Origin of the sequence: Nodosilinea sp. LEGE 06152 (genome assembly GCF_015207525.1) — a bacterium.
Classification (GTDB): Bacteria; Cyanobacteriota; Cyanobacteriia; order Phormidesmidales; family Phormidesmidaceae; genus Nodosilinea.
In genome coordinates this window covers 12,647-24,996 of sequence record NZ_JADEWR010000018.1, presented here as the reverse complement: position 1 = coordinate 24,996, position 12,350 = coordinate 12,647, and the positions used below count along the sequence as shown (strand labels likewise).

Annotated in this window: 13 protein-coding genes and 1 other RNA gene; 4 read left to right on the top strand and 10 right to left on the bottom strand. The window is 57.4% G+C overall.

The annotated features are described in order from the left end of the window. Together IQ265_RS21230 and ffs are read right to left on the bottom strand one after the other, a co-directional pair. The gene (locus tag IQ265_RS21230) at positions 1 to 375 is read right to left on the bottom strand and encodes a hypothetical protein (protein ID WP_194057300.1); all 375 of its coding nucleotides are present in this window, start codon (positions 373 to 375) and stop codon (positions 1 to 3) included. Positions 376 to 525: 150 nt separating this feature from the next. Further along, positions 526 to 622, bottom strand: an RNA gene (gene ffs, locus IQ265_RS21225) — signal recognition particle sRNA small type. Positions 623 to 646: 24 nt separating this feature from the next. Here ffs and IQ265_RS21220 point away from each other — a divergent pair. Beyond that, positions 647 to 1,249 (top strand): HD domain-containing protein, encoded by a 603-nt coding sequence (locus IQ265_RS21220; protein WP_194057299.1) that lies wholly within the window; start codon positions 647 to 649, stop codon positions 1,247 to 1,249. 30 nt (positions 1,250 to 1,279) lie between these two features. Here the strand turns inward: IQ265_RS21220 and IQ265_RS21215 are convergent, their stop codons facing one another. Next, a complete protein-coding gene (locus IQ265_RS21215) occupies positions 1,280 to 2,416 on the bottom strand; it encodes a HetZ-related protein 2 (RefSeq protein ID WP_194057298.1) in 1,137 nt (378 codons plus the stop codon). 439 nt (positions 2,417 to 2,855) lie between these two features. Between IQ265_RS21215 and IQ265_RS21210 the strand changes: the two genes are divergently transcribed. Beyond that, positions 2,856 to 3,524, top strand: coding sequence for a sugar transferase (locus IQ265_RS21210; protein ID WP_194057296.1), 669 nt, complete (start codon positions 2,856 to 2,858; stop codon positions 3,522 to 3,524). Between the two features lie 46 nt (positions 3,525 to 3,570). Here IQ265_RS21210 and proB read toward each other — a convergent pair whose 3' ends face one another. From proB to IQ265_RS21180, 6 genes are all read right to left on the bottom strand, one after another. Then, entirely contained in the window at positions 3,571 to 4,713 is a 1,143-nt protein-coding gene (proB, locus tag IQ265_RS21205) for a glutamate 5-kinase (protein ID WP_347404996.1), read from the bottom strand. A gap of 452 nt (positions 4,714 to 5,165) precedes the next feature. Next, on the bottom strand, positions 5,166 to 5,675 hold the full coding sequence (locus tag IQ265_RS21200) for a YqeG family HAD IIIA-type phosphatase (protein ID WP_194057292.1): 510 nt from the start codon (positions 5,673 to 5,675) through the stop codon (positions 5,166 to 5,168). 142 nt (positions 5,676 to 5,817) lie between these two features. Next, positions 5,818 to 6,879 carry an endolytic transglycosylase MltG gene (gene mltG / locus IQ265_RS21195; RefSeq protein ID WP_194057290.1) on the bottom strand — a complete coding sequence of 354 codons (1,062 nt, stop codon included), beginning with the start codon at positions 6,877 to 6,879 and terminating at the stop codon, positions 5,818 to 5,820. Between the two features lie 62 nt (positions 6,880 to 6,941). Next, complete coding sequence (locus IQ265_RS21190; protein WP_194057288.1) at positions 6,942 to 7,505, bottom strand: DUF3727 domain-containing protein; 564 nt, start codon at positions 7,503 to 7,505, stop codon at positions 6,942 to 6,944. A gap of 113 nt (positions 7,506 to 7,618) precedes the next feature. Beyond that, positions 7,619 to 8,044: a Holliday junction resolvase RuvX gene (gene ruvX, locus IQ265_RS21185; protein WP_194057287.1), complete on the bottom strand. Its 426-nt coding sequence runs from the start codon at positions 8,042 to 8,044 to the stop codon at positions 7,619 to 7,621. A gap of 28 nt (positions 8,045 to 8,072) precedes the next feature. Continuing rightward, entirely contained in the window at positions 8,073 to 9,293 is a 1,221-nt protein-coding gene (locus IQ265_RS21180; protein WP_194057285.1) for a GNAT family N-acetyltransferase, read from the bottom strand. A 277-nt stretch (positions 9,294 to 9,570) separates the two neighbouring features. Here IQ265_RS21180 and cruF point away from each other — a divergent pair, with 277 nt between their 5' ends. Continuing rightward, entirely contained in the window at positions 9,571 to 10,491 is a 921-nt protein-coding gene (gene cruF / locus IQ265_RS21175) for a gamma-carotene 1'-hydroxylase CruF (protein WP_194057283.1), read from the top strand. Between the two features lie 136 nt (positions 10,492 to 10,627). Beyond that, a complete protein-coding gene (cruG, locus tag IQ265_RS21170; protein WP_347404995.1) occupies positions 10,628 to 11,836 on the top strand; it encodes a 2'-O-glycosyltransferase CruG in 1,209 nt (402 codons plus the stop codon). A 36-nt stretch (positions 11,837 to 11,872) separates the two neighbouring features. Here the strand turns inward: cruG and IQ265_RS21165 are convergent, their stop codons facing one another. Further along, complete coding sequence (locus IQ265_RS21165; protein WP_194057280.1) at positions 11,873 to 12,349, bottom strand: CYTH domain-containing protein; 477 nt, start codon at positions 12,347 to 12,349, stop codon at positions 11,873 to 11,875. Position 12,350 lies beyond the last annotated feature (1 nt).

The following is a 12,350-nucleotide window of genomic DNA, read 5'->3' as shown; positions in this document are numbered from 1 at the left end:
CTAGCTACTCGACTTACGCTTGAGGTTTTCTAGTTCTTGGCGCAGGGCTGCTACCTGCGTGCGTAGCGCCTCTGTTTGGGCATCGGCAACGCTAGGCGTGTCGTCATCTAAAATTTCAATCGGTCGCGGCTGCGGCAGGTTGTCTGTAGTGCTGGTACTGTTGGCTGCCGTATTCTGAGCCCGATTGACCATGTCATTTACGAGGCGTTGGGCTTCTTCAGCGGTAATCTCGCCGCGTGCTACCAACTCATTCACCAGGGTTTGAGATTGCTCTCGCAGGTCTTTGAAGGTATCGCCCGCCTTCTCTCCGGCGTAAGACGCTACCCCAACCCCTAAATAAAACGCTTTTTTAACCACGTCTCCGAAACCAGCCATAGCCAGCGGTCTCCTTTTCGCGCTGCAACTGATTTAGCGTATCGGCAGCAGAGACTGGGTGCCCAGGGGCAATGCCGCCCCTATCATGGGTGAAACCCGTCGCCATCCCCCTACTAACCTGGGGAGAAGGCACCAAGCGGCCAAAACGCAAAAGACCCGGAGTCCACGCCTGTCACAAGCATCCCGTAATGCTGCTACCTTCCGGTCCTGACATGATTTGGGCGTTGTGACCGCATGGGTCCGAGTCATCTCTACTATAACACTCCCCTCCATGACCAACCAACGGCTTCAGCAACAAATCGCCTTTGTCGTCGAAATCGATCGCCTCAAGCAAGTCTTGCGCCAGACCCAGCTGATGGATGCCTCGCGCCGTGAAAATAGCGCCGAGCACTCCTGGCACCTGGCCATGATGGTGCTGGTGCTGGCTGAATACGCCCCTGCTGGGGTAGACGTGCAGCACGCCATGCACCAGGTCCTGATCCACGACCTGGTCGAAATCGACGCGGGCGATACGTTCTGTTACGACACCGCAGGCCACCACGATAAAGCCGATCGCGAGCAGCGGGCCGCCGATCGCATTTTTGGGCTGCTGCCCACCGCTGGGGGCAATTCGCAAAGCGATCGCCTGCGCCAGCTCTGGGATGAGTTTGAGGCTCAGGCTACCCCTACCGCCCGCTTTGCCGCCGCCCTAGACCGCATTCAACCTCTGCTGCATAACTGGCAAACTGGCGGCGGCACCTGGAAGCAGCACGGCATTTGCCGCGCCCAGGTGATGCAGCGCATGGCCCCAGTTGAAACAGGTGCTCCAGCACTGTGGCCCTTTGTGCTGGGGGTAATAGAAGACTGCGTAACCGCCGGGTATTTACAGTCTTAGCCTGCCACCGCTACAGCGCAGGCCCAGGAGTTACCCCTCGCCCTGAGTGCGTAACTCCTGGGCGCGCAGGTAAAGCTGTACCCACTGGGCCTGAATTTGCCTATTCTTGAGCCCCAGGCGGCGGGCGAGGGCCTCAGTGGGTTGCCCTTCTTTATAGGTCGTCAAAATGGCCTGCTCTTCAGGAGAAAGGCCTTGCCAGTAGTGATCCCACTGGGTGGGAGTGAGGCCAAAGTTGTGTTCTTGCAGCGAGGTCTTGAGCCAGCCCAGCACCATGGCGGGCTGCTCGCGCAGGGCAAAAATGCGTACCGCATGGTAGCTGACTTTTTCGCGCAGGCGGTAGACCTGCTGCACCGGCATACCCAGGCTTTGAGCAATCTGGTCTTGGCTCAGCCCCTTCAGGTGTAGCTCCAGCCAGCGGGCGGCCGTGTCATCAAGGTTGCGGCTGAGGTAGTTAACAAACGAGGTCTTAACCTGGTGCCGCATGCTCTGCTGCTCTAGCTCGGTTTGTTCTTCCTGGTACTGGTTCCAGGCTTCTACATCAAGCAGGCTGAGCGAATCCTCGCTGTCGCCGGGGGCAATTTCATCAGAGACTAGGCGAATCAGTTCGCCGGTCGGCACCTGGGTCATGCCGCCCTTCTGGCTGCGCCGCAGGTAGTTGACAAAGCGATAGATAATTAGGGGCTGGTTGCGAATGGGGCGCAGGCAGTACTCTTCGATGCTGGCCAGCATCAGCAGGTTGCGCAGGCGTGAGTTTTGGGTGCAGGTGGCGATCCACTTGAGCTGCTGGGCCAGGTGGCGATCGCTGCGCATCATCTCCTGAATCACCTCCTGAATCACGTCGACCACCGATCGGCGGCGATCGCGGCTCAGCGAGATCCAGGTCTTAATCTTGTTGCGAATGAGAAATAGACTGCTGAGCCGCTTGATCAACCGCTGATAGCCCTGATCGGGGCTGACCCCCCAGTAGCGCTGCTGCAAAATGCGATAGCGGTACTCAATCGCCTGCCGCGCGATCGCCAGGTCGGCCTCCGCCAGGTCGGCCAATCGCTCCGGAGACTCGCCCAGCAGCCAACTGACAATGCTCTGACAGACAGACTGAGGTTGCTCAGGGAAATCTTCTCGTAAGCGGGATAACCAATCCTCCGCTATGGTGTCTGCCCCGGCCATGCAATCAATCCTTTTCGCGTGTTCTGGGTCGGCTGTAGGCTTATCTTAGTATCTGTTCCCCGCAGACTCACGAAATAGGGCAGTTTTTAGCTCAGGTATTCTGCCAAAGTTATCAACCGTTAAAAGCTTTACACAAACTTTACGATCGCTGCTCTTCTAGAAAGCTTCTGCGAAGGGTCTCCCACCGCAGCCCGATTTACTCTAGTTGGGCTGATAGTGATCACATACCTCCGTGTGTACTTATACCTGGGGCTACTGTGGCAATCAGCACAGCTAAGTACCTCGCAACTCCAGTAGGATGCGGGAAAGACTAGCTCCATTCAGTACTCATGTTAAAAAAAGCACAAAGTTGCTTAATTTTTTGAGGTATTCACGGATAAGCCGGTATAAAATTTACAGAAACACTTGCAGCACACGAGTTCCGTCAACAGGGTCTACCATGTTATCCCTCCGTCCAGACAGTTCCGGAAATGTTACTCCAGACTTTTCCGTAGCCGTTATTCATCCTTCTGCTAAATGCCTTATTAAGCGATCTATCGATATTTTGGGTGCCCTGGTGGGCCTGGTTATTTTAAGTTTGATCGTGATACCGGTGGCGTTAGCCATCAAGTTAGACAGCCCTGGCCCTATTTTTTATGCTCAAAAACGCTACGGTCTCCAGGGTCGTCCCTTCACCATCTGGAAGTTTCGCTCGATGGTGCAAAACGCCGACCTGCTCAAGCAGACTGTTTTAAACCAGGCCCAGGGCCTGATCTTCAAAAATGAGCATGATCCTCGCATTACTCGGGTTGGCCGCCTGCTGCGCAAAACCAGCCTCGACGAGTTTCCACAGTTTTGGAATGTTCTTAAGGGCGACATGAGCCTGGTGGGCACTCGTCCCCCTACCGAAGACGAGGTGTCGCGCTATAGCCCCCATCACTGGCGGCGACTTGAGGTCAAACCGGGTATCACGGGGCAGTGGCAAATCAGCGGGCGATCGGCCATTAAGGACTTCGAGGAAATTGTTCACCTCGACCTGCACTACCAGGATATTTGGTCGCCCCTGTATGACCTACAGGTGATTGTAAAAACCATTACGGTTTTGTTCGATCGCAGGGGCGCTTACTAAAGCTCCCACCGCTTGCAGGTTTCCAAGCCTGACGGGTTGCCCGGCCCTACGGCTTGTCAAGACTATCTGTATCGGTTGCAATCACCAAATTGTCGCGATGAACCACGGTGTCGGCCCCGTTGTAGCCCAAGATCTCAGCGATGTGCTCCGATCGGTGTCCTAAAATGCGCTGCAGCTCTGAGGCGTTGTAGTTGACAATGCCTCGGGCAATGTCGGCACCGCTGGCGTTGCAGATCACTACCGCATCCTGGGACTCAAAGTTGCCCTCGATATGGGTAATGCCTGCGGCCAGCAGCGATTTACCCCCGGTTAGAATTGCCTTGGCCGCTCCCTGATCGAGGTAGAGCCGTCCGGCGGGGGCAAGGCCGGCAGCAATCCAGCGTTTACGGGCCGGGCTGGGCTGAGGCCGAGGCGCAAACTGGGTACCGACGGCCTCCCCAGCCAGGGCTTTCACGACGTTTTGGGGCTGGCGACCATCGGTGATGACCGTGCGTACGCCAGCGGTGGTGGCAATTTGGGCCGCCTCTAGCTTTGTCAACATGCCGCCAGTGCCCCAGGCCGACCCCTGACCTCCGGCTACCGCCTTGAGGGCCTGAATGTCTGCCAGGCGATCGATCGCAATAATCGGCTCGGCTCCAGGATTAGAGCGGGGGTCGGCGGAATAGAGGCGATCGACATCGGTGAGCAAAAAGAGCCACTGAGCGCCAATCAGACTGGCGACCAGAGCCGAAAGGGTATCGTTGTCGCCAAACTTGAGTTCTTCAACTGCTACGGTATCGTTTTCGTTGACGATGGGAATTACCCCTAGCTGCAACAGCTGGCGAAAGGTGCGATAGCTGTTGACGTAGCGCGATCGCTGAGCCAGATCGCTACGGGTCAGCAGCACCTGGGCGATGGGTTGGTTAAGGGCCGAAAACAGGTCGTCATAAATACGCATAAGGCGGCCCTGGCCCACGGCGGCTACAGCCTGCTTCATAGCCAGGGTTTTGGGCCGCTCGCTCAGGTGCAGTCGCCTGCAGCCAATGCCCACAGCTCCCGATGACACCAGCACCACTTGGTGCCCCTGCTGGCGGAGGGTGCAGAGGGTTTCAACCAGCGCCGCCAGCGTAGAGAGGGCAAACTGCCCCGCCCCACCGCCGGTCAGGCTAGAGGTGCCAATCTTTACAACTAGGGTTTGAACTGAGCTCACAGACAATCACTAACTACTCAAAACAATAGCCCTGGCAGTATAGCAACCCCCCTAGGGCTGATGGTATGGCCGATCGCATTAACCCCAGCGCCAGCCTAAAGCGGCGGCGGCAGGCAGGCGATCGCAACGTAAGCGACCCTAGCTTCGACGCCGTGCAGCCGATGCCGTGCCGATAGGTTTCCTAGCCCCCTGGGCGGCTTCGCTACGCCTCCGCTCGGGAGCCGGTTACAAAAAACATTGGGTGCCAACCCCAAGGCTGACACCCAAAAATGGCTTATTAAATTAAGAGCCTTTATAAACTGGCCCCTCTTTATCTGTACCTACTATCGCAGCCTTTTTTTGGTATCAAATTAACTCTAATGTTTTCTTTATATTTTGCTGAGCAAAGTTTCTCGCTCGTTTACTACGGTTTGTAAAGGGGTCTCACAAAGGCAGAGGTGCCCGTCAAACCCCTAAAGCGTAACCCCAAGGTACTGAGAAATAATCACCTCAAGGGAGCGCAGGGGGGAGGTGCGAACAATCTGATTGAGGTCGGGCATAGGGCTGACCAAAATGGTGAATAAACCTACCCGGTTACCCGCTAGAACATCGGTAAACAGGCGATCGCCCACCATCGCCACCTGACTGGCCGGCAGGTTCATGGCCGCTAGGGCTAGCTTAAGCTTGCGGCCTGAGGGTTTACCAGCGCTAGTTAGGTAGGGCACCTCTAGCAAGTCTGCAATGCGGCTAATGCGAGGGGCGTTAATGTTGTTGCTCACCAGCCACACCGAGGCTTCGGCCTTGATATGGTTCATCCAGCGGGCCAAATCGGGGTTGGTTTCGGCCTGGCGCAGGGGCACAAGGGTATCGTCCACGTCCAAAATTAGTCCCTTGAGACCGTGGTGGGCCAACAGATCTGGAGAAATGCTGAGCACGTTTCCCTCTAGAACTAAGTCGGGTTGTAGCAGGCGAGAAAAGGACATAACAAAACCATAAGCCCCAAAGGCCAGCATAATCTAGATTGGTGGCCTGTAGGCGCAGGTCAAAGGAGCGATCGCAGCTTTTCTACCCACCGGCAGTCCGTGCTTAAGCGGCCCTCACACCTGACTAGCCATTTTGCAGGGGTTAGTTGTCGATGGCGGCCCGGATGGCATCACGAGCGGCTTCGTGCTCGGCCAGGGTGCGGCTAAATACATGGGTGCCGTCGTAGCGGGCCACAAAATATAAATAGTCAGTGCTGGCCGGGTTCAGAGTCGCCTCCAGGCTGGCTTGGCCAGCACTGGCAATAGGGGTAGGTGGCAAACCAGGGTTAATGTAGGTGTTGTAGGGTGAGGGTGTACCCACCTGAGTCCAGGTAAGGGGTTGCTCCTTGGTTTGGGTAATGCCCAAGCCATACTCGACGGTAGGGTCGGCTCCCAGGGGCATGTTTTGCTGCAGGCGGTTTGTAAATACCCCAGCAATCACACCTCGCTCGTCGGGAACCACAGATTCTTTCTCGACAATGCTGGCTAGAGTAGCCCAGTCCAGCAGCGATAGATCGGTAGTAGTTTGCTGATAGAGCGGCAGCGCTACCGCCTCAAAGCGCTGCAGCATAGCATTTACTGCCGCTTCGGGGGTGACTCCCTCAGCCGGTAGCTGGTAGGTATCCGGAAACAAAAATCCCTCCAGGTGCGGAATTGTGTCGGGCAACCAGGGGTACCGATCGCGAGGAATTTGCTCCGTAGCCGCCAGAAAGGCATCGGCTGAGAAGAACCCAGCCTCCTGAAAATAGGCGGCCATTTGTCTGCGGTTCCAGCCCTCTGGAATGGTAAACGAGGTTTGTACCACCTGACCGCTGCGGATAGTTTCAGCAATAGTGGTCATAGAGTCGATGGGGCTAAGGGCGTAGGTGCCCGCCTGAAACCCAATTTCAGGATTTTGCCAAGTCTGCCAGCGCGACCACAGCTTCCAGGCTACAGCCGAACGAATCAGGCCCGCCGCCTCCAGGTCTTGGCCAATTTGCTGACCCGGAGTGCCCGGCGGAATTTGAATCTGCACGATTTGAGCCGTGGTTTCAGCCGTGTTTTCGCTCACAGGCCGGTTGGCCCAACTCCACCAGGCCCAGCCTTGCCAGGCTGCTGCCCCTGTGGCCAGGGGTAGCAACAGGCCTAGAAAACTCCACCGAACCCAGCGTGAACCCTTAGTCATAGCTGCAATTTTGATAACCGTCACCGGGGACGTTCACATCGCCGTCCATATCCTAGACGCCCCTACTCTAATAGATCAAACAGCTTTTCCTCTAGTCTGCCGCGAATCAGCTGAAACTCTTCAGGGGTGACCACCTCTAGCGTTCCGCTGCTGTTGCGGTTGGCGAAAATGAGCAGCGGATCTAGCGGGGTACACAGTGTGTATTCTTCGTCTTCGTAAAAGCAGGTGGCTAAAATTTGAAACTCTTCAGTAACGGGATTACCGGCTTCATCGAGGTCATCAAGCTCTAGGGTAAGACAATTGTCCTCCTCGGCTTCGGGTAGCTCTCCGGCGGCGGTCAGCGTAATGGCCGTGCGCTGTAGCATCAGGTTTTGCTCAGCCAGCACGGCCTTAGCCGTCAAGAAAATTTGGTCGATATCCTCGTCCTCGACATCCATCAAGACATCGTCGTCGTCGTCACCTTGTTGCCAAACAAAAATTTCAATCGGGGCATCGATGGGCAGCAACAGCAGGTACTCGCGGCCATTGAGCTGAAAGCTTTGCTCCACCTGGCAGGGCAAAAACCGCCCGGCATCGTCGGTGAGAACGACGGCTGACTCATCGATGGGTTGGGTGTTATCCGCCATGAAGCCACTCTTTTTCTGAATAACCAGGTGCGGACAATAGGGCCGCAGCCCAGCATGAACACTGAACGGTTTTATCAGAATATCCCATCCTGTTACGTCTGTTTGCGACGAGGTTAGGACGAGCGGCGTTCGTCTAGCCAGCGCTGCAGAATAATGGCGGCAGCTTTGCGATCGATCAGGGCTTTTTCGTGGGCCACAGAGTGACCTGCGGCTCGCATCAGCTGCTCAGCTTCCACTGAACTCAGCCGCTCGTCAATATAAACTATGGGCAAGCCCAATGCTTGCCCTAGCCCACTAGCTACCTTGCGCACCTGACGGGCCTGAAAGCCTTCTTCGCCATCCATAGTTAGCGGCAGGCCCACGACCAGGACCTGAGCCTGTCGGGCCGAGGCAATCTGCTGAAGATCGGCGACGAGCTCGGCAAACGATCGCCGTTGCAGGGTAGTGAGCCCGGTAGCGATCAGGCCCGTACCGTCGCAGCCCGCCACGCCAATTCGCCTGCGACCGATATCTAACCCCAGAGCGGAAACGGGTGTCATAGCGCTGTGGCCATAGAGCCGGCAATGCTTAGCGATCGCCCTCAGAGCCAGAGGTATCGGTGCTGCCCTCGGGCTTGTTCGACCCCAGCACTGGCCAGCGCTCTGCCGACCAGGTCATGCGGCCGGGAATGGGCTTGCCAGCAGGCTGTAGCCCTGTAAACACGTCGGATAGCTGCAACCCTTCCAGAGAGAGATGGCGAGCCTCGCGCACCTTGTGCCATACCGATCGCGACATTAGCAACGCATGGGACTCAGGAATAGCCTGAATTTGGGTAAAGCATTCTTCGCGCTCGGGCTGGTAGTCCAGAGAGGTCAGCCGCAGAGACTGAGCCGGAAAAGGGTGCAAGACCTTGGCCATCTGCGTCATCAGCTCGGGGTAGAGCCAGGTGTAAGCTGGGTGTACCGTCAGCCCAGCGGTATGGGGCTGCTTACCGTCGCGGGAGATGGCGAGCTTAAACTGGCCAATGGCGGCCTTGCGCTGCTGCTCAAAAACGTAGGCGCTAACCGTCTCAACCTGGTTGACGAGGCGATCGGTAGTAGCGGTGGCGGTACTCAGTAGGCCCGTTTTGAAGTCTTGAATTTGGTGGTCAAACACCTGTCGCACCAGGGGCGGCATAGAGGCCGTATCGAGCTGGTAGAGCAGTTGGGCGTCAGCGTTGCTGATCGGCAACAGGTTGGGCAGATCGGGTTCGCGCTGGGCCAGCGCGGCAATTTGCTCGGGCGGCAGAGCCCAGTAGGTGATTTGGGCGAGGGGCTGAAACCCGTTAAAGCGATAGAGAGCCAGGGCCGACTTGTAGCTGACATCGACCTCTATCATCCAGGTTCTAGCTTCCCACACCACTTCAAAGCAGTGACGCAGCAGCCGCGAACCGACATCCATATAGCCTGAGGTGCCTGGGGCAGCGGTGTCGGCCAGGGCGCGGCGGTTAACCACCACCTGGTCCACCCGCCAGGTGCTGCGAGTTTGGTTAAAGGGGGATACCTGAATCAGCCCAACCAGGCTTTTTTGGCGCTCGGCCACGAAGGTGGTTTGGCTCTGCTGCTGAACCGGGCGAGGCAGCCAGCTCATTACCTTAAGCGGACCGTACCACCGTCGCTGAAAGTCTAGCCATGACACCATGGCCTCAGCGGCATCGCGATCGCCGCCAGCCTCTAAATCCTCTGGCTGCCACTGCTTGAGGTCGTCTAAATCGCGGTACTGCAGTGGCCTAACCGTCAGGGTTGGGCCAGGGGTCATCATCGGTGCCATAGGATCTCAAAGATCTGACCTGTATGCCGTCATCCTAGCCGATTTTCCCAATTTCCACACCGAATCTCCAACGAGCGGACCTGCCCTTCCTGATGTGTAAGGCAGGCAACTTCTTTCTCGTTTACGAAGCCCGGGGCAGGGCAGTCACCGCCAAATTTACCGTTTACAAAACTTATGATTTAAGCGACGATTGCAACTATAGTTATCAACAGCACATTGGCAGTGGGCTAACTGGGCTGAGCTACAGTAGCCCGACCATCAGTATCTAGGACTTACCATGAGAAATCTTTTAGCCATTGAGCGGTTTTGCCTGTACGGTCACATCGTTGCCATGGTCTTTGGTCTGGCAGGGTTACTGTGGGTGGTACCCCACCCTGGCATCCTAGATTACTTGCCTGCCGGGCAAACTCTTTTTCAGTGGAGCATGGCCGGTGGCGGCGTCGGCTACATTTTGCTAGGCACCCTGGCGGTCGCGCTATATGCCTATCGTACCCTGGGTCTGGGTACTCTGCTGACCTTTGCGATCGCAGCCGTCGGTATCTCCATCACCAGCGAGCTGTTGGGTACTAGCACCGGCTTCCCCTTCGGCAACTACAGCTACCTCAACGGGCTGGGCTACAAAGTGGCTGGGCTAGTGCCGTTTACGATTCCGCTGTCGTGGTTTTATCTGGGGTTAGCGTCCTTTTTGCTGGCTCGCAGTGGTTTGGCGGCGGGTGGTGGCCCTGGCCGCTACGGCTGGGCGCGATCGCTGGCAGCGGTGCTGCTGGGGTCCGTGCTGCTCACCTCCTGGGACTTTGTGCTCGACCCGGCCATGAGCCAGACCGCGCTGCCCTTCTGGTACTGGCACCAGCCCGGCGCTTTCTTCGGCATGCCCTATCAGAACTTTGCTGGCTGGCTGGGAACGGGCATTGTCTTTATGGGCGTAGCCCTGGGGCTGTGGAAGACCTTCAAGTTCTCCCCCGAGCTTGATCAAGCCCAGTTAACCTTGCCCTTAGTGGTGTACCTGTCCAACTTTGGCTTTGCGTTGGTGATGAGCCTGGCGGCTGGTTTTTACGTTCCCATTGCCCTGGGTATTTTGACCGGGGCGCTGCCTGCCGTACTGTGCTGGCGCGCTACCGCCCAGGAGGCCCTGGCTGATGTCGCTCAGCCTGCCCAGGTGGTTGAACCAGTGAACTCAGCCAAGGTGGTTCTCAAGTAGCCCTGATCCTCGGTTTTTCGGCCGGGTCGATGGCTTCCCCTGTGAACGTATGATGACCTATCCTTCAGTGGATAGAGGGCTAATCTCCAAACAGCCAATCCACAACTTGTTAGTCTGCCTGGTTTGAGGTACTCCCTTGCCCACTGATGTGGCTGCCCCGTTTCCCTGGTTAAGTGCTATAGCCGTTGGGCTCTTGGTCGTGCAGGTGCCGATGGTAGCGGTTCTGTTATCGCGACTACTACAGGGGCCTTTTCGCCGCCCGCCCCTGGCTCCAGAACCTTCTACCCTTGATCAGCTCGGTACTGTATCAGTAGTGGTGCCCACCCTCAACGAAGCCCACCGTTTGCGGCCCTGCCTAGAGGGCCTCACTCGCCAGAGCTACGAGATGCGTGAGGTGCTAGTCGTCGATAGCCGCTCTACAGATAGCACACAGGCAGTGGTCGAAGCCTATCAAGCGGATGACCCGCGCCTGCGCCTGCTGGAAGACGACCCGCTGCCCCAGGGATGGGTCGGTCGCCCATGGGCCTTGGACTACGGCTTTCGCCACACCGCCGCCGCTAGCACCTGGGTTTTGGGCATTGACGCCGATACTCAGCCTCAGCCTGGTTTGGTGGCGGCCCTGGCAAAGGCCATGGAGACCGAAGGCTACGATCTGGTGTCGCTAGCGCCTCGATTTATTCTCAAGTATCCCGGCGAATTTTGGCTGCAGCCGGCTCTGTTGATGACGCTCGTCTATCGTTTTGGCCCCGCCGGCAGCCCCAGCGGTGCGCCCCAGCGGGTGATGGCCAACGGTCAGTGCTTTATGGTGCGGCGATCGCTGCTAGAGCAGCTCGATGGGTATCAATCTGCCTCGGCGTCGTTTTGTGACGACGTTACCCTGGCCCGCTGTGCCGCCGCCCAAGGCGCAAAGGTCGGCTTTTGGGATGGGAGTCGCTTGCTGAAGGTGCGCATGTACGACGGTATGGCCGAAACCTGGCGCGAGTGGGGCCGCTCCCTCGACCTCAAGGATGCTGCCTCTGCCAGCCAGGTGTGGTGGGACTTCGCTTTTTTAGCCCTGGTGCAGGGGCTGCCCTGGGTGCTGGTGCCGGGGCTGTGGCTGGTGCACCAGGGTTCCCTAGAGGGCTTCTCGCTGCCGCTGCTGCTGCTGTGGGCTGTAAACCTTGGCCTGCTGGCCGTGCGAGTTGGCATGCAGGCCGCTGTCGCCTCAGCCTACGATCTGCAAGGGGCACCGGGAGCCTGGGCTTTTTGGCTGTCGCCCCTGGCTGACCCGGTGGCCGTTGTGCGCATTGGCCTTTCTTCCTTGCGGCGGCCTACCCAGTGGCGAGGGCGACAGTACTCTACTTAGAAAGTATTAAACCTGGAGAATCTCCAATTTAGAAATTCAACCTGGCGAACCCCAGGTGCCGTAGGGATGGCGCGCCAGGTTAGAGTTTTGGTAGCGGGGGTCGTAGGTAACCTCTGCTCCAACCCACTCGGGTAGATCCACAACCTGATCGGGGCTGGTCAGCTCTACCTCGGCGACGATTAAACCCTGGTTATCACCCCAAAATTCGTCTATTTCCCAAACTACCTCGCCTAGGGGCAGGCGGTAGCGGGTTTTTTCGATTAAGGGAGGGCTGCAAAGGGTCTCTAGAATGACTTGAGCGTCTTCTGCTGGGATGGGGTACTCAAATTCAGGGCGTACTAGACCAACGGCGGGGCCTTTTAGGGTGATATAGGCGCGATCGCCCGTCTGCCGTACTCTTACCGTACGGGCATCTTGGGTGGGAATGTAGCCCTGGCGCATTACCTCGCCTAGGGCCACTCCACGCCAGCTGTCGCCTATCACCAAAAACTTCCGCTCAATTTCCTGGCCCATA